At 46.4% G+C, this 23,007-nt stretch carries 15 protein-coding genes, 1 tRNA gene and 1 pseudogene; 9 read left to right on the forward strand and 8 right to left on the reverse strand.

What is annotated here, in order from left to right; translation table 11 throughout:
• Positions 1-688: 688 nt before the first annotated feature.
• The 3 genes from LZU96_RS17545 to LZU96_RS17555 are packed head-to-tail and all read right to left on the reverse strand — an operon-like array spanning position 689 to position 2,193.
• On the reverse strand, positions 689-1,174 hold the full coding sequence (locus LZU96_RS17545) for an Hcp family type VI secretion system effector (protein WP_233985404.1): 486 nt from the start codon (positions 1,172-1,174) through the stop codon (positions 689-691).
• A 1-nt stretch (position 1,175) separates the two neighbouring features.
• The gene (locus LZU96_RS17550; protein WP_233985405.1) at positions 1,176-1,697 is read right to left on the reverse strand and encodes a hypothetical protein; all 522 of its coding nucleotides are present in this window, start codon (positions 1,695-1,697) and stop codon (positions 1,176-1,178) included.
• Positions 1,678-2,193 (reverse strand): DUF2778 domain-containing protein, encoded by a 516-nt coding sequence (locus tag LZU96_RS17555; protein WP_233985406.1) that lies wholly within the window; start codon positions 2,191-2,193, stop codon positions 1,678-1,680. The genes LZU96_RS17550 and LZU96_RS17555 overlap by 20 nt, the downstream gene beginning before the upstream one ends.
• A 767-nt stretch (positions 2,194-2,960) precedes the next feature.
• Here LZU96_RS17555 and LZU96_RS17565 point away from each other — a divergent pair.
• From LZU96_RS17565 to LZU96_RS17590, 6 genes are all read left to right on the forward strand, one after another.
• Positions 2,961-3,833 carry a phosphorothioated DNA-binding restriction endonuclease gene (locus tag LZU96_RS17565; RefSeq protein WP_233988225.1) on the forward strand — a complete coding sequence of 291 codons (873 nt, stop codon included), beginning with the start codon at positions 2,961-2,963 and terminating at the stop codon, positions 3,831-3,833.
• A gap of 429 nt (positions 3,834-4,262) precedes the next feature.
• A complete protein-coding gene (locus tag LZU96_RS17570) occupies positions 4,263-6,338 on the forward strand; it encodes an McrB family protein (protein WP_233988226.1) in 2,076 nt (691 codons plus the stop codon).
• Positions 6,331-7,617 (forward strand): McrC family protein, encoded by a 1,287-nt coding sequence (locus LZU96_RS17575; RefSeq protein WP_233985407.1) that lies wholly within the window; start codon positions 6,331-6,333, stop codon positions 7,615-7,617. The genes LZU96_RS17570 and LZU96_RS17575 overlap by 8 nt, the downstream gene beginning before the upstream one ends.
• Positions 7,618-7,767: 150 nt before the next feature.
• Positions 7,768-10,359: a type I restriction-modification system subunit M gene (locus LZU96_RS17580; protein WP_233985408.1), complete on the forward strand. Its 2,592-nt coding sequence runs from the start codon at positions 7,768-7,770 to the stop codon at positions 10,357-10,359.
• A 1-nt stretch (position 10,360) separates the two neighbouring features.
• The gene (locus tag LZU96_RS17585) at positions 10,361-11,587 is read left to right on the forward strand and encodes a restriction endonuclease subunit S (RefSeq protein WP_233985409.1); all 1,227 of its coding nucleotides are present in this window, start codon (positions 10,361-10,363) and stop codon (positions 11,585-11,587) included.
• A 14-nt stretch (positions 11,588-11,601) separates the two neighbouring features.
• A complete protein-coding gene (locus LZU96_RS17590; RefSeq protein ID WP_233985410.1) occupies positions 11,602-14,811 on the forward strand; it encodes a type I restriction endonuclease subunit R, EcoR124 family in 3,210 nt (1,069 codons plus the stop codon).
• Positions 14,812-15,671: 860 nt separating this feature from the next.
• Here LZU96_RS17590 and LZU96_RS17595 read toward each other — a convergent pair.
• From LZU96_RS17595 to LZU96_RS17610, 4 genes and pseudogenes are all read right to left on the reverse strand, one after another.
• Positions 15,672-16,938 (reverse strand): annotated as a pseudogene (locus LZU96_RS17595) (tyrosine-type recombinase/integrase).
• A 208-nt stretch (positions 16,939-17,146) separates the two neighbouring features.
• Positions 17,147-17,231: transfer RNA gene (locus LZU96_RS17600), tRNA-Leu, on the reverse strand.
• 434 nt (positions 17,232-17,665) lie between these two features.
• Complete coding sequence (locus tag LZU96_RS17605) at positions 17,666-18,694, reverse strand: YsnF/AvaK domain-containing protein (protein WP_233985411.1); 1,029 nt, start codon at positions 18,692-18,694, stop codon at positions 17,666-17,668.
• A 28-nt stretch (positions 18,695-18,722) separates the two neighbouring features.
• Positions 18,723-19,118 (reverse strand): DUF2382 domain-containing protein, encoded by a 396-nt coding sequence (locus LZU96_RS17610; protein ID WP_233985412.1) that lies wholly within the window; start codon positions 19,116-19,118, stop codon positions 18,723-18,725.
• 560 nt (positions 19,119-19,678) lie between these two features.
• Here LZU96_RS17610 and LZU96_RS17615 point away from each other — a divergent pair.
• The 3 genes from LZU96_RS17615 (at position 19,679) to LZU96_RS17625 (ending at position 21,682) form a co-directional block, all read left to right on the forward strand.
• The gene (locus LZU96_RS17615) at positions 19,679-20,200 is read left to right on the forward strand and encodes a DUF2501 domain-containing protein (protein WP_233985413.1); all 522 of its coding nucleotides are present in this window, start codon (positions 19,679-19,681) and stop codon (positions 20,198-20,200) included.
• Between the two features lie 156 nt (positions 20,201-20,356).
• A complete protein-coding gene (locus tag LZU96_RS17620) occupies positions 20,357-20,992 on the forward strand; it encodes a hypothetical protein (protein ID WP_233985414.1) in 636 nt (211 codons plus the stop codon).
• A gap of 21 nt (positions 20,993-21,013) precedes the next feature.
• Positions 21,014-21,682, forward strand: coding sequence for a MarC family NAAT transporter (locus tag LZU96_RS17625; protein ID WP_233985415.1), 669 nt, complete (start codon positions 21,014-21,016; stop codon positions 21,680-21,682).
• A gap of 58 nt (positions 21,683-21,740) precedes the next feature.
• Here the strand turns inward: LZU96_RS17625 and LZU96_RS17630 are convergent, their stop codons facing one another.
• A complete protein-coding gene (locus LZU96_RS17630) occupies positions 21,741-23,003 on the reverse strand; it encodes a c-type cytochrome (RefSeq protein WP_233985416.1) in 1,263 nt (420 codons plus the stop codon).
• Between the last annotated feature and the right edge of the window lie 4 nt (positions 23,004-23,007).

Genomic DNA, 23,007 nt, shown 5'->3' on the forward strand with positions numbered 1-23,007 from the left:
GTTTAGGATGCAAATGAGCATAGGAATTTCGGGATAACGAAATTAGCTAAACCGCCTACAACCCTCTGGAGCTGATTCAATCGACATACGAAGTGTCAGAGAACACGACCAGACATGCTTTTGTAACGGGTACTGGCCCTGCCAGAAACACTATTATTGCTCCAGACAGGCAGTTGAAAATGAATACTCGCTGAAAAACTCATCCATCAGTTCTTCGACTTCTCACACATCCAATTACATATCCAGCTCAGCCTCGGATATGATTAATCGTTTCAATTTCTCATTATTGAATGATTAAAATCCGCTATTAGTTCTGGATAATGCGGAAATTAATTTCATCCACCATAATTTCCCATTGCATTTCGTTATGTGATTGAAATAACCTAATGAGCCATAAGTGTTCTGCCATGGTTTCACAGAAAATAACAAACAGTATTCTGAGACGTTATGGTTGGATACCCTACATAAAACCAGGTTCCGTTTGGTACTTGTGGCGTATACGTTACAAAATTCCTATAAGCCTGTGCGAAAGATTTTTTAGGTAATCCAGAGAGTTGACGGGTAAAACAATCGTTAATGCTTGTTCTGGTTCTGAGAGGTTGTAATTGAACGTCTCATTACAACCCTTCAAGTCTTGCCGGATACTTCAGCGCTAAAAGTGAGCTTAATCATCTGTAATCAACATTCTTCAGGTCCGTACATTCCAGTCATCTGTGTACTGCACATTGCCATCAACATAACGCCAGGTGATTTTGTCGTACATCAGGGAAACAGATTCCATATGGTTAACCTGTAAATTACCGGTCATTTTGGTATTTGGCATTCCCGGATTGATGCCAGTAATTTTTACGCCCTCAATGGTCATAATAAAATAGCACTCTTCCTGTCCCGCATAATTAATCCGATACCAGCGAATTTCGGCGCTTTTCAGCGTCTGTCCTGTTGCGACAGCCTTGTAAAGATAAGGGCTGGCACTATCGAATTCTTTTTCAATCATCATTGGCGAGTGCGAGCGCTTACCGGTAATTTTACCGTTAGCACTGTCTACCGGAATGTTCAGGCCATGACTAAAACCGACAATTTCAATACTTCCTTCACGTTCCTGAACATCAACTGAACCTTTGATGTCAGCACCGCCGTCATCTTTGAGCCACATATACGCGGGAACAGGCATTTTACAAACTCCTTTTGAATGTCATTTTCTTTTTAATTAAGCTGTAGCAGGCAATCGTCAATAGCAGGTTTAAGACTACCAACGTCGCCAGAGTAAATGCTGAAAACATCTCTTCATCTGGTAAAAAAACGTGATAAGGCAGGCAGCGGAACAGTATCCAAAAAATAAATGTGAACGCGAATATCTTTGCTAATCGGCGTAATGTTGAAAAAGCCCACTCTTTAACCAGGAAAACCGATCTGGTTTTATGCCTGATGCTCTTGAAAACAGTGAGAGCCGCGCTCATGACAGGAACACCGATCAGTGTGTTTATTAAGAGACTAAAGTAAAACTGTAACGCTTCCCAGGGCTCCGGATCAGGCTCACCCAGAATGAAATGGGTAAACCTCTCTGCGCTTTGAAAATCAAATAATGCCGTAATTGCATCAACTAAACCATCATAGGGAACAACTTTAGCCACGATCAGCATAATTGCATTAAACAGCGCTATTTTGATAAAAAGATTAAGGGCATGTTTTGCCATTGGCAATTACCTCAATCGTTCCGTAGGCCATTAGTTGCTTCATACAAGGAACCGCTATCTTTTGCGTTCTCAGTAATGCGTTACGTAACATGGCATAATCAGAGTCATGCGGAAGCGTAATACATCCTTCGGATAGTGCGCCCGGATGCAAACGAAAGTTACCTCGCTTGACGTTCTCTACCCATGTGTAATCATCGATCGTCCAATCATCCCGCCATATTGCGAACCATTCGGAATGCCTGAACGTAGCGCCGCTGGCAAAGTGGTTATAAATATCCCTGACACCGGCATTTAATTGTGATTTGAGCCCTCCCTGAGGGCGATCAACAATCCAGTATTTACCTGCTGGTACAGGCCCCTCTCCGGAAATCATTCCACAGGCTCCACGATTGCGGTAAGCGCCATTGCCAGAGAACGCTAAGAACGTTCCCACGCCCGGAAAGAATAAGGGTGAGTAGTAAGCATCATTAATTACAAACTTTCCATGTAAAGCCATAATCATCCCTTATTCAGGCTAGTTGATTGATAATGCTACAGGCGATTTTCCAACCTTTATAGTGGAAGTCAGACCCATTGGAAAATTAATGAGGACAAAAGGGGTAAAGATTTACAATGATTATTATAAGATTGTTATAATTATATCGCTTTTGTTTAACATTCTGAAGGCAATGTTACTTTCATTATCTTTACCCGAGACAAACACTCCATATAAGAGCGTTTGTGTAAATGATTTTTCAGGGAAAGATCGAGGAGTGATTATGCTGATTATCATATTTCGAAATTAAGCAAGGGCATGTCATTCGAACCAATAATATTTACAGTAAACTTTCATGGTAGCCGGTTCAGGAAACTGTGGCGGATGGGCCTGCGACAGGCCAGTAGCGGTAAGTAATAAAAGTAAGGTGTCAGACAAAGAGTCTGACGCAACGTCGTGCCTGTATTCTGACAGGCTTGTCTTTATCGGCCAGCCGCTATGATGACGTCCGGCTGTGGATGTTCATTTATTCGGGCACATTCTGAACTTGTGCTTTAGCTCAGACACTTTGACTAACGCCGCGTCTGGCGGCACCCCAACCTTATCTGGCCGATTGAATTTTGAGATGGATGCGCGCTCCAGCGTTCGCGGATCAGGTACCTGACTTATACCCAAACCCGGTACGGTTGAAAACATATGCAGCACGCTGAGTGACTGAGGTACGCCCATTGAACATCCTCGTTTTTAAGAGCATGATCGCAATAATTTTTCACTGCTTACCCTCGATTATGACCTCAGGTAAAACGCTACAAGCCGCTATTTCCGATGTCGCTGTATGGCGCAAAGGTGACCAATGTGCACCGCACAAGCCTCTTTTGCTCCTCTACGTCTTATCTCAATACAGGAAAGGTCATTCCCGACTATTTGATTACGGCAATGAAATTCACGAACCGTTAACCCGATTACTGATCGAGTTTGGTCCTAAAAGACGGGATTACTACCCGAATATGCCTTTCTGGCGCTTAAGGACTGATGGGTTCTGGACGCTGGAAAACAGCGAGAGTTGCAAACCACGTAAAGGCAACATCCAGCCGACAAAACGAGAATTAATTGAGAATCAGGTTGCCGGTGGGTTTGATGAGGAGAGTTACCAGACTCTGCAAAAAAATCCAGCCTTAATCGATAAACTGGCACAGCAGATTCTGACTGATCGCTTTCCGGAAAGCCTGCAGATAAAGCTGGCCGAACTGTTGGGTTTTGATTTAATTACGCTGATGAGAGCACGCGATCCACGTTTTCGCGATTTGATATTGCGGGCTTATCACTCTCAATGTGCCATTTGCGGATATGACCTGCGACTGGATGGCGCGCTAGTCGGACTCGAGGCTGCGCATATACGCTGGAAGCAATATGGCGGACCTTGTGAAGTTAATAACGGGCTGGCGCTCTGCTCCGTACACCACTCTGCATTCGACAAGGGTGCCATCGGCATTGATGAAGATCTCAGGATTCAGATATCAGGTGGAATCAACCGTAGTCCGATGGTGGAGCAGCTTTTCTGGTCACTTGAGGGGCAAAGACTTCATCTGCCTAAAGATAAAATGCTGTGGCCTGCTGATCAGTTTATTGAGTGGCATCAGACGCAGGTGTTTAAGGCCTGAGAGGCATAAGGGATTCAGCATTTCGATGTAAAGCTGGATAACTATTTCAGTGTATCCTGTGCCATAAGCCTCACAGATTAAATGAACCCCATTCATCCCGATGATAAATGTGGTCAGATATTGAAGATTCGTTTTGATCAGGGAATGGGGGCGTGATACTGAGGATTATTTACAGAATAGGGCTGTGAAAGAAGAAGGGTATCAGCAGGAGTTTGGCAACGCCTAGTGGTCATGAGATGCTGTAAGGGATTCGAGAGGGGAAGAAATACCGACCTTCCCGCAGCGAAAGGAATACTACAAATCCATATACCTTATCGAGAAAAAGTCTTAGGGAGGTATGCAAGCCCGCCCCAGGGATTAATACAATGCAGTTAGAACGCATCATCTTAGTCAAAGAATAAGCAATGTCACAGCAGAGGAAAAGTCATGATGACTCTTGTAGATAGTGTCGAAGCAGGCAAGCTGACGATCAGTGAATTAATTGGTACCCTGGCGAAAGATAAAGATTACGCAGCTTCTAAGTGGGATCAGCGATACCGCGAATTTACGACCTTGCTACAGCAAACCTCAACTTTTACTAAGCCTGGAACGGATGATTTGGTCAAACGGCTTTGGTATGAACGTGGCAACGGTATTGCCAGTATTAGCCAGGGTGTTCCGTCTTTAGCGGAATATCAGCAGAGCCTTCCATTGCTTAGAGAACTAACCGAGCGTATTCGTCAGCAACCGGATGTAGCGACCTACCAATATGTTGGCGATGCTCTAAAGCAGGCCAAAGATACAGGGCTTCTGAAGCGTATGTATTGGAGTTTGAGAAATCGTGTCTTTGCCGCGTTTTCGCCAGGAACCTGCACCAGTACAGTAGATGAGAATGCGTTTACTAAAGCGGCAGATTTTCTGAATAAGAAATTCCACCTCGGTTTGGCTCTGAACGGTAATTGGTTGCAGAAAAACCATGAATTGAAGCAAGCCATACACGCACATTCTCCCAATGCAGATCCCTATTACGTGAATATGGCTATTTGGCATCTCTATGAATTATTACGCGAGCGCGATAATGAGCAGAAACAGGAGAGACTATCCAGCATCACATTAACAACCAGTAGTGAGCTCACCGAAATTAAGCCCCTCTCACACTCACCAACTAACGTGATTTACTTTGGTCCACCAGGAACTGGGAAGACCTTAACGTTGCAGCAAAGGATGAAAGAGTACACTTCTCATGCTGTACCGGCCGATCGTGATGCCTGGCTGGATTCTCGCCTTGAATCGTTGAACTGGATGCAAGTCATAACCCTGGTACTGCTCGATCTTTGTAAACGAGCAAAAGTTCGCCAAATTATTGAGCATACGTGGTTTCAACGTAAGGCATTATTAAATGGTCGTAATGGCAATTTATCGAATACTGCCTGGGCTGCTTTGCAATCCTATACCGTTCCCGAGTCGTTAACCGTTGATTATAAGAATCGTCGTGAACCTACCGTATTTAACAAAACAGATAATAGCGAATGGTTGCTAGTTGATTCACAGCTCGAGCAAGTGGAGGATTTGGTAGAACTCTACGCCGAACTTAAAAGCGGCCCTAAATCTGCCGAATCCATCCAGAGATTTGCGGTGGTTACTTTCCACCAATCTTACGGCTATGAAGAATTTATTGAGGGTATCCGCGCTCGCTCTGATGAGAGTGGCAATATCTCTTACCCTATTGAGCCGGGTATCTTTATGCGTCTGTGTCAGCGTGCCAATGCCGATCCAGCACATCGCTACGCCATTTTCATTGATGAGATCAATCGCGGCAACATCTCCAAGATCTTTGGCGAGCTGATTTCGCTCATTGAAGTAGACAAGCGTGCAGGTATGTCCAATGCAATGAGCCTGCAACTGTCTTATAGCGGTGATCACTTCAGTGTACCTGGCAATGTCGACATCATCGGAGCCATGAACACTGCGGATCGTTCTTTAGCTCTGATGGACACGGCTTTGCGCCGTCGCTTTGACTTTATCGAGATGATGCCTGATCTCTCTTTGCTGAGTGGAAGTAAGGTGAAAGGCATAGAACTCGAGTCGTTGTTAGAGAAACTCAACAGCCGCATCGAAGCACTTTACGATCGTGAACATACGCTAGGGCATGCGTTCTTTATGCCGGTAAAAAATGCACTCGATGCCGGTGATGAAGAAGCTGCGTTTAAACAATTGAAGATCGCATTCCAGAATAAGATCATTCCGCTGTTACAGGAATACTTTTTCGATGACTGGAACAAGATCAGGCTGGTGCTGGCAGACAACCAGAAACAAGACGACAGCCTGCAATTCGTGATTGAGAAAACCGACGATCTGGATACGCTTTTTGGTAACAATCATTCTTTACGACGCCATGATCAGCAATCAACAGCTTACGAGCTCGAAGCATTTGATGAAGAGATCTGGAATATGCCACAGGCTTACCGCGCTATTTATCAGCCACAGCAGACCACTCTTGATGAGCAGGCTTTAAACCATGGGTGAAGTGATCTCTGTTTTTGAATATGACCTGCTAGGGGGTGGGAAAGCGGCTTCAGTTGGTGCAAAGCTGGTCCCTCAACAGGTCTTTGATTATTTAGAAGAACTTAGCCTAACAAGTATTCAAGGAAGCCAGTTTCTAAAACTCACCTCCCGCTCAGGTTTTAAATTGCTTCAGGTGCAAAACTACGCGGGGATGCTTTCAACACCTCACGGTTTCCAACTTGAGATACTACCCAAGGTTGGCAAAAACCTCACAGCTGCGAGTGCGCGAGAAATATTGCTTACGATGCTAAGCCATCTACCAGGGTTTCGACATATTCAAACCCAGCAGGCCATTCTTCAAGCACAGCGCATGCCTTTGCTCGAGATTTTTATCAGCCAGTTTTTGCAAAGCGTCAGCCAATTGCTTAAACAAGGTTTACGATCAGACTATGTGAGCAAGCAAGGTAATCTGTCTTTTATGAAGGGCAAGCTGATGCTTTCCGCGCAGTTGCGGCATAACGTGGTGAATCGTCATAAATTTTGTGTCGATTATGATGACTACATGCCGGATTGTTCAGCCAATCGGCTCTTACACTCCGCGCTAGATAAGCTACTTAGCCTGAAGCTTTCATCTGAGAATCAACGCTGGCTTTACGAACTGCGCTTTGCTTTCGACGGTATTCCACTGAGTCGGGATATTGAAAGCGATATAAACAGCCTACGCCTCGAGCGTGGTATGGCTCATTACAGCGAGCCAATGGCCTGGGCGCAGTTGATCCTGACAGGAATGAGTCCGAGTACCTTGCAAGGAAACACCAATGCAATTTCACTCCTATTCCCTATGGAAGCGCTATTTGAATCCTTTGTTGCACAAACCCTCCCCTACGAACTTCCTCCTCACCTTAAAGTTAAACCACAGGCTGCCACTTATTCCCTTGTGAAGCATGGGCTTAACGAATGCTTTAAACTTCGCCCAGATTTGTTGATTCAATCGCGCCAGCCGGTTCAAACCAAAATGGTGATGGATACAAAATGGAAGCTGGTGAATAGCAGCCAGCAAAAAAAATCACTCTACGGACTAGCACAAGCCGACTTCTATCAAATGTTTGCCTACGGCCAAAAATATCTTGATGGAACTGGTGAAATGTACCTGATCTACCCTGCGCACGATGACTTTAACCAACCGATACAGCGGCACTTTGCTTTTTCAGAAACTTTAAAATTATGGGTTGTGCCATACCAGATAACAGCAAAGCGTGGGGAGAGAATGATGTGGGCAAGTCCAAAACATAGAAGCTGAAGATGACTTTCCCTAACATGAATTGACACTGCATGCACCTCACTAGCCCAGACTCGAAAGCCTTGCTACTAGCAAGAAGCTTTTATCAAACGTACAATCAAACCCTAGAGTAGCCTTTTCAAAAAAGAATCGATTTAAACAGGACTTATAGTGAATAAACAGCAGCTTGCGGCAAAAATCTGGGAATCAGCCAACCAGATGCGTTCTAAAATTGAAGCCAACGAATACAAAGATTACATACTCGGTTTCATCTTCTACAAATACCTAAGCGACCAGCTGGTGCAGTTTGTCACCAGACAGGGTATGACGCCCGAAGACATCAAAGCCCTCAATGAAGAAGACGCCGACACCGTTAAATACGTGCAAGACAACCTGGGCTACTTTATAGCCTACGATAATCTGTTTTCTACATGGATTGATCCAACATCCGAATTTGCTGAATCTAACGTGCGTGATGCGCTCTCCGCCTTTAGCCGTTTGATTTCGCCAACATACAAAAAACTGTTTGAAGGCATTTTTACCACCTTAGAAACAGGTTTAAGCAAACTGGGTGAAAGTGCTGGCAAACGCACCAAAGCCATCAGCGATCTACTGCACCTGATCAAAAGCATCCCCATGAACAGTAATCAAGGGTATGACGTCCTGGGTTACATTTACGAATACCTGATTGAAAAATTTGCCGCCAATGCTGGTAAAAAAGCCGGTGAGTTTTACACGCCTCATGAAGTCTCGGTACTCATGTCAAACATCATCGCCCATGAGTTAAAACACAAAGATACTATTAAAATTTACGACCCCACTTCCGGCTCGGGTTCGTTGCTGATCAATATCGGTGAGGCGTTCGAAAAATATGCTAAAAACAAAGACAGCATCACCTATTACGCTCAAGAGTTAAAAGCCAACACCTACAACCTAACCCGTATGAACCTCATCATGCGCGGTATTAAGGCCAGCAACATTAAAACCCGTAATGGCGACACCCTGGAAGATGATTGGCCGTATTTTGATGAAAGCGATCCTCAAGGCTCATACTACACCCTGCATGTCGATGCAGTGGTGTCCAACCCGCCTTATTCACAAAACTGGGACCCAAGCTTTAAAGACAGCGATCCACGCTATTCACGTTTTGGCCTGGCACCTAAAACCAAAGCCGATTTTGCTTTTTTGCTGCACGACCTCTACCACCTAAAACCCGATGGCATTATGGCTATTGTACTGCCCCATGGTGTCTTGTTCCGTGGCGGTGAAGAAGGTGAAATTCGCAAGCAACTCATTGAGCAGAATCACATTGATACGGTTATCGGTTTACCGGCCAATATCTTTTTTGGTACCGGCATTCCTACGGTGATTTTGGTACTCAAGCAAAAACGCCAAAACACTGATGTATTGGTGGTCGATGCCTCTAGGCACTTTATGAAAGAAGGCAAAAACAATAAACTTCAAGCCAGTGATATCAAGCGCATTACTGATGCGGTGATTAACCGTGAAAGTATCGACAAGTTCTCGCAACTTGTGAGCAAACAAACCCTGCGCGACAACGGCTACAACCTAAATCTACCGCGCTATGTGGATTCTTCTGCAGCGGCGCAAAGCTGGGATTTACACGCCACCATGCTCGGCGGCATTCCCAACAGCGAAATTGCCGGGCTACACCTTTTTTGGCAAGCTTTCCCGCTATTGCGCGGTACTCTGTTTACGCCAAAATCCCCCGCTTACAGTGAGCTGGCCATTGACAAACAAGACGTCAACGCCAGCATCAGTGAGCACCCGCAAGTATCAGCGTTTATCAGCGCCTACAGCCAGGCCTTCAATGGCTTTGATGAACAGCTAAACACCCAGTTAATACAAAACTGGCAAAACGTACAGCGTAACCAACAAGAAACGGTATTAACTACCGAGCTATTTGCTCGCCTAGCCCCGATTGCCTTAATCGACAAATACCAGGCTTACCAATTTCTAAACAACCAATGGCAAATCATCAGCGCCGATTTAGAAATGATGCAAACCGAAGGCTTTGCCGCCACCAGACAAGTTGACCCTAATATCGTAATCAAGAAGAAAGACGGTAAAGACACCGAAGTACAAGACGGCTGGAAAGGCCACATACTGCCCTTTGATTTAGTGCAACAAACTTACTTAAGTGATGACTTACAGGCTCTGGCAGTTAAAGAAACTCGCTTGGCGGAAATCGCCAGCACGCTTGAAGAAATTTTAGAATCCCTGACTGAAGAAGAAAAAGAACAAGATACGGTAAAAGAGAGCAAAGACGGCTTTGCCAATACCGAGTTAAGCAAAGCCGCTAAGGCCTTCATGAAAGAACAAAAAGACAGCAAAGTTAAATTGGCAGAAGAAAGCTATGAAGCCAAAATCATTCGTGCAAACAAATTAATCGACGAAGAAAAATCCCTGAAAAAAACGGTCAAAGATGCCGTCACTGCCCTGCACTTAAAAACCAAAAAAACTATCGAAGCCTTAAACACTGAACAAGTGAATAATCTGCTGCATCTTAAATGGATTGCGCCATTAAGCACCGAACTCGCAGCCATGCCAACCGCCGTGATTAGCCAGCTTACCAGCCAGATACAAGCCCTTGCTGATAAATATGCCGTCACCTATTCGCAAGTGGCAAATGAGATAAAAACCACAGAGCAAGAACTGGCGGATATTATGGGCGAGCTCACAGGTAATGAGTTTGATATGCAGGGCTTGACTGAACTCACCAGCTTACTAAAGGGCGAATAAGATGAGTGTGAATAGCAATACTCCAGAGATTCGCTTTGAAGTGTTTAGCGGGGAATGGGAGGAGAAGGTATTAGGTGAATTAGCTGAAATTGTTCGTGGCGCCAGTCCTCGCCCGATTGAAGATCCTAAATGGTTCGATAGTCAATCAAGTGTTGGTTGGTTACGTATTAGAGATGTGACCGAGCAAGATGGCAGGATTCATTATTTAGAGCAGAGAATTTCAAAACTTGGCCAAGAAAAAACTCGTGTATTACATGAGAAACATCTGCTGTTAAGCATAGCAGCGAGTGTTGGTAAACCTGTAGTTAACTATGTTGAAACAGGAGTTCACGATGGTTTCTTAATATTCAAAAAACCACTTTTTGAACTTGAGTTTATGTATCAATGGTTAAAATCCTTTGAAGCAAAGTGGCAACAATTTGGCCAGCCCGGAAGCCAGGTTAACCTTAATTCCGATATTGTTAAAAGTCAGGTCGTAGCAATTCCTACAAATGAAGAACAAACCGCCATCGGCAACTACTTCCAGAAACTCGACTCGCTTATCAACCAACACCAACAAAAGCATGATAAACTCAGCAACTTCAAAAAAGCCATGCTGGAAAAAATGTTCCCCAAACAAGGCGAAACTATACCAGAAATCCGCTTTAAGGGGTTTAGTGAGAAGTGGGAGGAGAAAGGGCTAGGTACTGATGTCGCTGAAATTATAGGGGGCGGTACACCCAGCACGTCAATTTCTGAATTTTGGGACGGTGATATTGATTGGTATTCACCTACTGAAATTGGAAACAATGTATATGCTGGAGGTAGTCAGAAAAAAATTACCGCTCTAGGTCTGAAAAGTTCTTCTGCAAAGATACTTCCCGCTGGTAATACGATTCTCTTTACTAGTAGAGCAGGCATAGGCGACATGGCAATTCTTGCTAAACCTGGTGCAACTAATCAAGGTTTTCAATCATTTATTGTTAAAGAAGGATTTTCACCCTATTTCATCTATTCAGCCGGCAAACAAATCAAAGAGTTTGCGCTTAAACATGCATCTGGCTCCACTTTTTTAGAAATTTCAGGTAAGCAACTTGGGCGCATGAAAATTCTTATGCCTAGCTTAGAGGAACAAACTGCCATCGGTAGCTTTTTCCAGAAACTCGACAACCTGATCAACCAGCACCAACAACAAATCGCCAAACTTAACAATATCAAGCAGGCCTGCTTAAGTAAAATGTTTGTCTAACAGGGAGCGCCATCATGATTACCTTTAAAACCGAAGCGAAATTTGAGCAGGCCTTTATTGAAGTACTGACCCATAAAGGCTGGGAAACAGAGATACTCAAAAACAAAACCGAAGCGGATTTACTGCAAAACTGGGCAAACATTTTGTTTGAAAACAATCGCCAGCGGGATCGTTTAAACGATGTCCCGCTTACCGCGACTGAAATGCAGCAAATTATTGAGCAAATCAAAGAGCTTAAAACCCCGCTCAAACTCAACGGTTTAATTAACGGTAAAACCGTGGCGATTAAGCGCGATAACCCAGCCGATACCTTGCATATAGGCAAAGAAGTCAGCTTAAAAATATATGATCGCCAGGAAATTGCCGCTGGCCAAAGCCGTTACCAAATAGTGCAGCAGCCTAAATTTGAACGCAGTAGCCCTTTGCGTAACGACAGACGCGGTGATGTGCTGCTACTGATTAACGGTATGCCGGTGATCCATGTAGAGCTAAAGCGCAGCGGCATTCCGGTTAGCCAGGCAGTGAACCAAATTGAGAAGTACAGCAAAGAGGGTGTATTTAGCGGCTTACTTTCGCTTATCCAGGTCTATGTGGCAATGGAACCTAATGAGACAAAATACTTTGCCAATCCTGGGCTCGACGGCAAGTTTAACCCCGACTATCAATTTAACTGGGCCGATTTTAATAACGAACCCATGAACCACTGGAAAGACATCGCCTCTACCTTGCTTTCCATCCCTATGGCGCACCAGTTGATTGGCTTTTATACCGTCGCCGACGATACCGACGGCGTGCTTAAGGTAATGCGAAGTTATCAGTATTACGCTGCTAATGCGATATCTGACAAAGTGGCCAAAACCAACTGGCAACAACTGGGTAGCGCGGCCAATAATCCCGATCGCCTCGGGGGTTACGTATGGCATACCACAGGTTCGGGTAAAACCATGACCAGCTTTAAATCGGCGCAGTTGATTGCACAATCCAAAGATGCCGATAAAGTGATTTTTTTAATGGACAGGATTGAGCTGGGCACCCAGTCGCTCGCGGAATACCGCAACTTTGCTGGCGATGGCGAAGACGTTCAAGCCACTGAAAATACTCACGTACTGATTACCAAATTAAAAAGCACTGCCCCCGCCGATACCTTAATTGTTAGCTCTATTCAAAAGATGAGTAATATTTTTGAAGCGGTAGACGATGAAGGCGCGGCCACGAACTCTGCGGATATTGAAAAAATTCGCGCTAAGCGTTTGGTGTTTATTGTCGATGAGGCGCACCGTTCTACCTTTGGCGGCATGCTGATTATTATTAAATGTACCTTTCCGCGCGCCTTGTTTTTTGGCTTTACTGGTACACCAATTCAAGAAGACAACGAAAAAAACGGCAATACCACCAGTACCGTATTTGGCAACGAGCTACACCGCTATAGCATCGCCGATGGCATACGCGATGGCAACGTGCTGGGCTTCGACCCTTACAAAGTTCCAACTTTTAGAGACAGTGATCTAAGACAAGCGGTAGCGTTAGAGCAAGCCAAAGCCAACACGGTGATGGAGGCCATGGATAACCCAGCCAAAAAGAAAAAATTTAACCACTTTATGAAAGATGTACCTATGGCTGGCCATAAAGACGCCACAGGCAAGTACCACAAAGGCATTGAAGACTATGTTCCTAAAAGCCAATATTTAAGCGAAGCTCACCAAGCCAAAGTGGTGGAAGATATTCTGCATAAATGGGATGTGCTCAGCCAAGGCAATAAATTTCACGCCATTTTGGCCACTAACAGCATTGCTGAAGCCATTGATTATTATCGTCGTTTAAAAGCCGCCAAACCTGAACTTAAAGTTTCAGCCCTGTTTGACCCGAACATTGATAATGACGGTAGTGGCGACCGTGACCCCACCTTTAAAGGCGATGGTCTGGAAGAAATTATGGCCGACTATAACGCGCGTTACGGTCAAGATTTTGATTTTGCCCGCCATGCGGCCTTCAAAAAAGATTTGGCGGCACGCCTTGCCCATAAAAAGCCCTACGAGCGCATTCATACCGAGCCTTCGAAGCAATTAGATTTATTGATTGTTGTAGATCAAATGCTCACTGGCTTTGACTCTAAATGGCTTAACACTTTGTATTTAGACAAAGTGATTAGATACCAAAACATTATTCAAGCGTTCTCACGCACCAATCGTTTATTTGGCCCCGACAAACCCCACGGCATCATCCGTTATTACCGCTATCCGCACACCATGGAGAAGCACATTATCGATGCGGTAAAACTGTATTCCGGCGACAGACCTATTGGCTTATTTGTTGATAGGTTAGAAAGCAATCTTAAAGCCATGAATGAATTAGTGACTGACATTACAGAGCTGTTTATCAATGCCGGTGTTGATAATTTTGAAAAGCTGCCAGACGATATAGAAGCCTGTGCCCAATTTGCCAAATTATTTAATACCTTTAGCCAGCACCTGGAAGCGGCTAAAGTACAAGGTCTGCATTGGGAACAGTCAGCCTATTTCTTTACTGAAAATGATGTAGAACACGAGGTAACGCTGGCCATAGACGAACAAACTTATCTGAGCCTGGTCCTGCGTTACAAAGAGTTGGCAGGCAAAAGTGATGGTGGTGGCGAAGGTGGCGACAATGTGCCTTTTGATATCAATGGTTATTTAACTGAAGTAGATACTGGCAAAATCGATGCCGACTATATGAACAGCCGCTTTGATAAATTTTTAAAAGAGCTGAACATACACCAGGACTCTGCGAGCATTGAAACCACATTAAATGAGCTGCACAAGTCGTTTGCATCGCTCACCCAAAACGAACAAAAGTACGCAAAACTCTTCTTGCACGACTTGCAGCGCGGCGATGCGCAGTTAATTGAAGGCCATACTTTCAGAGACTACATCAACACCTACAAAGATAACGCTGAAAATGCGCAATTAAACGCAGTTGTTAATGCTCTTGGTTTAGAGAAAGGACTACTCATCGCATTAATGGCTGATAGTGTTAATGATAAGAATCTCAACGAGTTTGGTCGCTTTGACGCATTAAAAGATTCCGTAGACAAAGCGAAAGCCAAAGTCTATTTTGAAAAGCAAGATGGCGTAACCTTACCTCTGTTTAAGCTAAATATTCGCATTGATCAGTTTTTAAAGCAGTTTATCTTTGCGCGAACGAATGATTTCTTAAGTGGCAAAGATGTTGTTGATGTCGTGACGTGACGTGACGTGACGTGACGTGACGTGACGTGGCGGATGTTCCTCCCTCAGCATAATTCATGCCACACTTATGCTGAGTGTTCTTTTCTTAAAGGTACTGCATCATAAACTCGATAAAAGTTAATGACCCCGTTATGCGGGATATTTACAACTGTCTGGGCTAAGTTGTGTGTCTGAAAATAGTAAATTAGTAAATTAGTAAATTAGTAAATTAGCAAATTAGCAAATTAGCAAATTAGCAAATTAGCAAATTAGTAAATTAGTAAATTATTAAATTATTAAATTAGTAAATTAGTAAATTAGTAAATTAGTAAATTAGTAAATTAGTAAATTAGTAAATCAGTAAATTAGTAAATTAGTAAATTAGTAAATCAGTAAATCAGTAAATCAGTAAATCAGTAAATCAGTAAATCAGTAAATCAGTAAATCAGTAAATCAGTAAATCAGTAAATCAGTAAATCAGTAAATCAGTAAATCAGTAAATCAGTAAATCAGTAAATCAGTAAATCAGTAAATCAGTAAATCAGTAAATCAGTAAATCAGTAAATCAGTAAATCAGTAAATCAGTAAATCAGTAAATCAGTAAATCAGTAAATCAGTAAATCAGTAAATCAGTAAATCAGTAAATCAGTAAATCAGTAAATCAGTAAATCAGTAAATCAGTAAATCAGTAAATCAGTAAATCAGTAAATCAGTAAATCAGTAAATCAGTAAATCAGTAAATCAGTAAATCAGTAAATCAGTAAATCAGTAAATTAGTAAATTAGTAAATTAGTAAATCAGTAAATTAGTAAATTAGTAAATTAGTAAATTAGTAAAAAATAATGCATGTCCAATGCATTTCTTATAGAAAATCTTTTTAATCAGCCCATATTTAATTTAGCAAAATAAAACGGACTAACCCCCTTCTCACAAATCGCGTCGAGATAATCAGCTCACCATTGCAGCATTAGCCTGCGCTCTCCCAGATGCTCGGCCTTATGAATATAAGCCACACGTACAGAGTTACGCTCCATATGGCTCATCTGCCGCTCTACTGCATCCCTCGACCATAGGACCATAGACCCTACTTAATCAATGAGCTACAAGCCATCGTCCTGAAAACATGCCCACATACTTCTTTTTTTGTGTCATAACCCATTACTCGTAGAGCCTTGTTCACCGTGTTCTCACTCATCGGTTTACGCGGATCGTGATCGCCAACGAAGATCAGCTCTCGGTTCCCATTCATGCTTTTGATCTTTTCCAAAATAGCTAAGGCCTGACGCGACAAGGGAACAAGATGTGGAGTCCGCATCTTTGAACCACGTTGAGAATGCTTAACACCTTCAAGTGGCTCACGTTCTCCCGGAATCGTCCACATGGCCGTTTCAAAATCTACTTCTGACCAGCGGGCAAAATGTAGCTCGCTTGAACGGATGAAAACTAACAAAGTGAGTACCACGGCCAACCTGGTTAACGGTCTGCCGGAATAATGATCAATGCGATGAAGTAATTCAGGAATACGGTTAAGTTCTAATGCAGCACGATGCTGTCTTTTCGCCGTAGCAACCGCACCGGCAATCTCCTGCGCGGGGTTGTAATCGATTAAGCCACTCTGCACAGCAAAGCGCATAATCGCGGTAGTACGCTGCTGTAAACGGGCGGCGACTTCAAGGGTCCGGATGACTCGACTGCTTTGATGGGTTCAAGTAGGTCTCGCGTTTTCAGTTCTGCCATGTTCCGCTTACCGATAGCAGTAAAGAGATTATCTTCCAGGCTTTTCAATACACGAGCACTATGCGATGCCGACCACTTCTGATTGCTGGCATGCCAGTCTCTGGCGACCACTTCAAACGTTATTGCCTCTTGCTCCAGCTCTACCTTAAGGGCTTCCTTGTTCTCACTGGGATCGACGCTGTTTGCTAACAGCTTACGCGCTTCATCCCGGCGCGCTCTGGCATCAGCCAGCGAAACTTCAGGATATTTTCCCAACTCCAGCATCTTCTCTTTGCCACCAAAGCGATAACGAAGCCGTCAGTATTTAGAACCGCCAGGGTGAACCAGCAACACCATGCCTTAGCCATCAGCCAGTTTATAGGCTTTTACTTCAGATCTTTCAGAACGAACCTTCACACCACTTAGAGTCATGTCGAGTATCCTTTCGAGGGTTCGCGTGCGTATAAATATAATCGAACGGAGATCAACCCGCAGACACACCCACATCAGTTAGTTGATGCAGCTAGAATCAGGTTGGCTTAAGGTAAGTGATTACGGCGACTGAAAAGCGAGGATGTCCCTGCAGTTACCAAACCCCAGAAACAAAAAAAGCCACCCGTAGGTGACTTGATTGCATACTTGGTGCCGAAGGCCGGACTCGAACCGGCACATCTTTCGATGGTTGATTTTGAATCAACTGCGTCTACCGATTTCGCCACTTCGGCACTGAAGAGGATGCGGAAAACGTTGGGGATTATACCGTTACGGCCACCATGCGCAACACTATTCATCCGGGTTGTGCATTAAGCGGCGAAAAAAACAGCGTAGCGTGATATTGCGCGCACGGCCATACGTTGGCCCGGTAATTTGTCCGCTGGCTGGCTACTCGCTGAACAGCACTGCCCTGCTCCTGCAACGATAAATTATGCCGCGTCCGATGTCGTCATACCTATCATGCCCACACGCCCGTTTCATCCCTCTCCATACGAAAAACTCACAACACCCCCGCTTCCCGCGCGTCCTGCTCCCGAACCCCGTTCTCAATCCCCGATCAACACCCCAAAATAAAAGAGCCAACCTCACGGTTGACCCCTTTTGCATGCTCAGCATTGGGCATCAGCGATGCCCATTAGCACTCATTGTTGACAGGATGAGCACCTCAATGCGAATGGTCGTAATCACGCTGTTTCAGCTTGTTCTCAACCTTGTCTTTCGCTTCGCTGGCTTTCTCACTCACTTTCTCAGTCAGGCCGGCTTTGTGGTCGCGCTCGGTGGCTACGCCTGGCGACTGCGTGCCCACACCTGCTGCGGTAGCGGGTTTAACCCCTGCTGCACCGGTTGGTGATAGTTCGTTATCCAGTCCAGCCCGCGCATGGTCGATGTCCACCTCTTGACGACGTACTGTGTCATTAATGGTCTCGGTACGTTCACTGCCGTCAGTACGCACCACCACTTCTTCTTTCACGTGGGTCGTTTTGTTGATCACCGGCTGCTCGTGGGTTTCAGCCACTTCGACGGTTTTCTCGGACCAGTCCACTTCACCTGCCAGTGCCGGTTCATTCACCGAACGACGGAAGATGTCAGCGTGCTGCTCGTGCAGCGAGATATCTTCAGAGACCTGATCCGTCACGGTATAGCGGCGAACCCGGGTCGAACCTTCACTCACCAGACGCTTACCAACTTCAATCTGCTCTTCGGCCAGGCGCAGAATATCTTCTTCGCTCTCATCACCGGTCAGTGAGGTGCGTCGTGGCTCAACCTGTCGATCCTCAAACTGGCGATCGTTGGTCTCTCCGGCAAACTGCTTACCGGCGGTCGGATTAATACCTGCTGCAGGTGCGCCGTTCTCCACTGAGCTTTGCATCCGCGATGGCACATCAACCGAGTCATGCGAATGCAGAATAGTCATGGCACGCGCCAGCTTCTCTTCTTCGGTGCGCAGCGTCAGTACCACGCCGCCTTTATCCATCGCTCTGGTGTAAACATCCGCCTGCTCTTTATCAACGGTGTGGCCAAACAGGCGCTGCCAGATGCTCGGGTGCTTAATTGACTGGCCTTCCTGCTGCAAACGTTCTCCACTGATAAGACTGATGTCCCGATCAGAAAAGCCTGCTTTCACGAGATTTCTTTTCGCGGCCTCTGCCTGAATCGCAGAATCGAACAGTGTTACGATTTTTTCTTGTGCCATGATAGATTCCTCTCTTGTTAGCTGTTTATTACCGATCGTCGTCTCTCTCTACTTTCGCCTGCTGCTCACGTCGGGTAACCACATCCTGAAAAGGAACGCTCTCCTGCACTTTTCGGATGTGAATCTCCTCTTTAAGCACCAGTTTTCTGACTACTTCAATCTCTTCTTCTACTACCGGGACAATCAGTACACCGTTCTCTTCCCTGATTTCGGGCATCGTCTCGACGCGTTGTGCTTTCGCTACATGCTCAACCTCAACCTTCTCCCGGTTAAGCAGCGTACTGATTACCTCGTCATGCTCGGTTGTGGAACGGGTTACGCGGACATGTCCATCGACAACGGTTTGCTTTGTCAGCGCTATCTGCTCTTCCGCGAGTTTCAGCGTTACCTCAGCATCTTTATCGTGTTCTGGCTGCCCCGCCATATATTCGCTCCCGTTAAATCAATACTTTTAAATAATCGCCACAACTGCCTGACACAGTGATTAAGCATGAACACTCTCACGAATTTCGCAAGGCGGAATAAAAAATTCATTGCGTAAAAATAGCGGAAAAATGAGTCATGACAGCGTTATTAAAATGCTGAAATGGCAGAGTATAACTTTAAGCAATAGATCAAAAAAATCATTAAAACAAACAGTTAAGATCAAATAACTCTAACCAACAATCATAACTGCGCAAAAGCACCTACCTTAAAAATAAACATTTAAGCCCAGCGGGGAAATTTACCTTAACCAGGAATTATCCTGCGAAAGATAACAATGATATAAATGAATATTTAAAAATATTACAACCGATAAAATCATATTATCCTTCTGCGCCAGGCGAAGAGGTAAATAATCTACAAATTATCGAAAACGCTATTTAATCTGAGATTACAGAATATTCCCAAAGGCCTTATTAATGGATAAATTCAGGAACTTTCTGCTCGCCAGTGGCTCTTAGCAAGGCTGAAGAGGCCATACAATTACAGACAGAGGTTGAGATGAAACAAGCACAACGCAGCGCGTGGGGATGGGGATTAGCGGCACTGTTGGTGGCGGGCAGTGCATCAGCCGCCAGCTGGCAGGATCAACTGAGCAGTGCGGCATCGCAGCTCAGCCAGCAGAACAGCGGAACGAACTCCGGCACCACTACCGGGACCAGCCAGCAGAATGGCGGTCTGTCGCTCTCTTCCCTGACCGGGTTGCTGAACGGTGGCGACAAAGCGGTCAGCGCTAACAGCATGACCAACGCGGCGGGCGTGATGCAGTATTGCGTCGAGCACAACGTGGTGAAAAACAACGTGCAGTCGGTGAAAGATCAGGTGCTGAGCAAGCTCGGCCTGAACACCACCACCGCGCAGGAACAGAAAACTGACTACACCCAGGGCGTCGCGGGCCTGCTGAATACCGGCAACGGCCAGCAGCTCAACCTGCAGAGCCTGAGCAGCTCGCCGATGGGCGAGAAGCTGAAAACCAAAGCCTGTGACGTGGTGTTAAAACAGGGCAAAAACTTTATCTCCTGATAAAGCCGTCGCGCCGCTGACTCCCCTCTTGCATCGACAAAGCGGGGAGCATTGGCCGGTCCAGTCCTCGCTACATTTCACGCTGTGAACCCCGACACTCCCTTATCCGCACGTTGAGCGCTATAGTGTTGTTTTGATTTCTACAGGACAGCACGCATGAAAGGCATCAACATCGCACTTTACTTCGACCCCGATCGGATTCAGGCCTGCGTTCACGACCAGGACGACAGCTACTTCACCAAAAAATTCGAGTACGACGATGGCGTGATTGAAGAGATCTATCAGTGGCTGGATCAGTATGAGCCAAACCGCACTCACATCTGTCTGATAGAAAACGAAACCGCCGAGCTGCTGGCTGACGAACTGGTCGACAGCGGCTTCCGCGTCCACCAGATCACCATGCACCAGCTACTGAGCTGGTTCGCCTCCGAGCCACCGGCCACGCCAGACGGCACCCCGATGCGCGCCATGCTGCGCTTCCTGGAAGATGAACATCCGCGTGAATATGAATCACGCACGCCGCAAACCGAAGCGCTGATGGAGATGTTTGACGAGCTGGATGCGCTGGAGATGATCGATGATGCGGATGATGAAGATTCGCTGCCTGCCGACCTGCTGCGCGCGATGAAGAAACACAAAATCACCGCCAGCGCCGCCGCCCAGCGTCTGCTGCCGGATATTAACGAACGTATCCGTGAGCATCTGATGCAGTATCCGGAACTGATGACGCCCGAAATTCTGCAGGACTTCTTCCCGGAATTAATCGAAGCGCTGGAGCGTCCGAAACACTAATCACTCACGGATGATTTTAACATGCTGGAGTTAATCAAAGCGGTCAGTCTGGGGCTGGTGGTGCTGTTGCCGCTCGCCAATCCGCTCACTACCGTGGCGCTGTTTCTTGGCCTCGCGGGTGACATGAACTTCGAGGAGCGCAACCGCCAGGCCAGACAGGCTTCCATCTACGTTTTCGCCATCATGCTGGTGGCGTGGTATGCCGGTAATGCGGTGCTGGATACCTTCGGCATCTCGATCCCTGGCCTGCGCATTGCCGGCGGGTTAATCGTGGCGTTTATCGGTTTTCGGATGCTGTTTCCGGCTAAGCCTGCCGGCCATTCTGTCGAAGCAAAGCAGAAACTGGATGAGCTGGAGGAAACCAAAGAGTCGGTGAATATCGCCTTTGTGCCACTGGCGATGCCAAGCACGGCCGGGCCGGGCACCATTGCGATGATCATCTCTTCCGCCTCGACGGTAAGAAGCGGCATCGATTTTCCGGTCTGGGTGGTGAATACCGCGCCGGTGCTGACCTTTCTGCTGGTGAGCCTGATTTTATGGATTTCGCTGCGCAGTTCGGGGGCGATCATGAGAATCGTGGGTAAAAGCGGCATTGAGGCGATTTCGCGCCTGATGGGATTTTTACTGGTCTGTATGGGCGTGCAGTTCGTGATCAACGGCGTGCTGGAAGTGGTGCGCACTTTCCACTAATCATCAATACGCTAAACATAAATAAAGGGTGCCCGTGACCGGGCACCCTTTTCATCTGTTACTTCAGCGTTTTCCGCACTTCAGCAACCTGATCTTTACTCACTTCCGGTGCCTTGTTGCTCCAGCCCTGACGGATAAAGGTCGCCAGCTTCGCCACCTCTTCATCACTCAGACGCTGACCAAAGCCTGGCATCGCCAGTTTCGACGGCGCTTTCTCTGTCGATGGCTGCTGCGCACCGGCCAGGATGGTGTGGATTAATCCGGTTGGATCTTTGGCATTCACGATCGTCGCCTGATCCAGCTCCGGGAAGATCCCCGGTGCGCCTTTGCCGGTAACAAAGTGGCAGGCGCCACAGTTATCCAGATAGAGCCGCTCGCCTTCGCTCAGGTTCTTCGCCGCGGTCAGCTTCGCTTCGGTCGCCTGCTGCGCCTGGACGTTATAAGCCTGCAACGGCGGGTTACCGCCGAGGAATTTCAGGTAGGCGGCAATCGCTTTCAGGTCAGCGTCGGTCATGTGCGAACTGCTGTGCTCAATCACCGAGGTCATCTCGCCGCCCACCGCCGCTTTATCGTTGCGGCCGGTCTGCAGGTAATCCACGATTTCCTGCTCGCTCCAGCGCGGCAGCCCGCGCAGTGACGGCACATCCCAGTTATTCAGGCTACCGCCCGCCAGGAATTTGTCATCACCGCTATCCAGCGCTTTCTCGTTCATGCCCAGACCGCGCGGCGTATGGCAGCTGCCGCAGTGGCCCAGGCTTTCGACGATGTAAGCACCACGATTGATCTCGGCAGAGGCGCCGCCAATCGGCTGGAACGGTTTGTCCGAGGTGAACGCCCAGTTCCAGAAGCGCATGCCCCAGCGCTGGCTGAACGGGAAGCTCAGTTTGGTTTCCGGCGGCTGTTCCGCGCTCGGCTGTACGCCTTTCATAAAGTAGACATACAGCGCGTGCATATCAGCATCGCTGATTTTGGCGTAATCCGGGTATGGCATTGCCGGATAGAGCCGCGATCCGTCCGGTAATACCCCTTTACGCACCGCATCAGAGAACTCCTGTTCGCTGTAGTTGCCGATGCCGTGGGTTTTATCCGGCGTGATGTTAGTGGAGAAGATAGTGCCGAGATTCGACTCAATCGCCAGCCCGCCCGAATAGTCCGGTTTGCCTGGTAATGAGTGGCACGCCATGCAATCGCCCAGCCGGGAGAGATATTCACCCTGCTTGATCAGTTGCGCCTCATCTTCAGCGTGTGCTGGCAGGGCAAAACCGCTGGCCAACAGCACTGCGTTGGCGAATAAAAAGGATGTCAGTTTCAGCTTATTCATGCGC

The organism is Pantoea agglomerans (genome assembly GCF_021397715.1).
Lineage (GTDB): Bacteria > Pseudomonadota > Gammaproteobacteria > Enterobacterales > Enterobacteriaceae > Pantoea > Pantoea astica.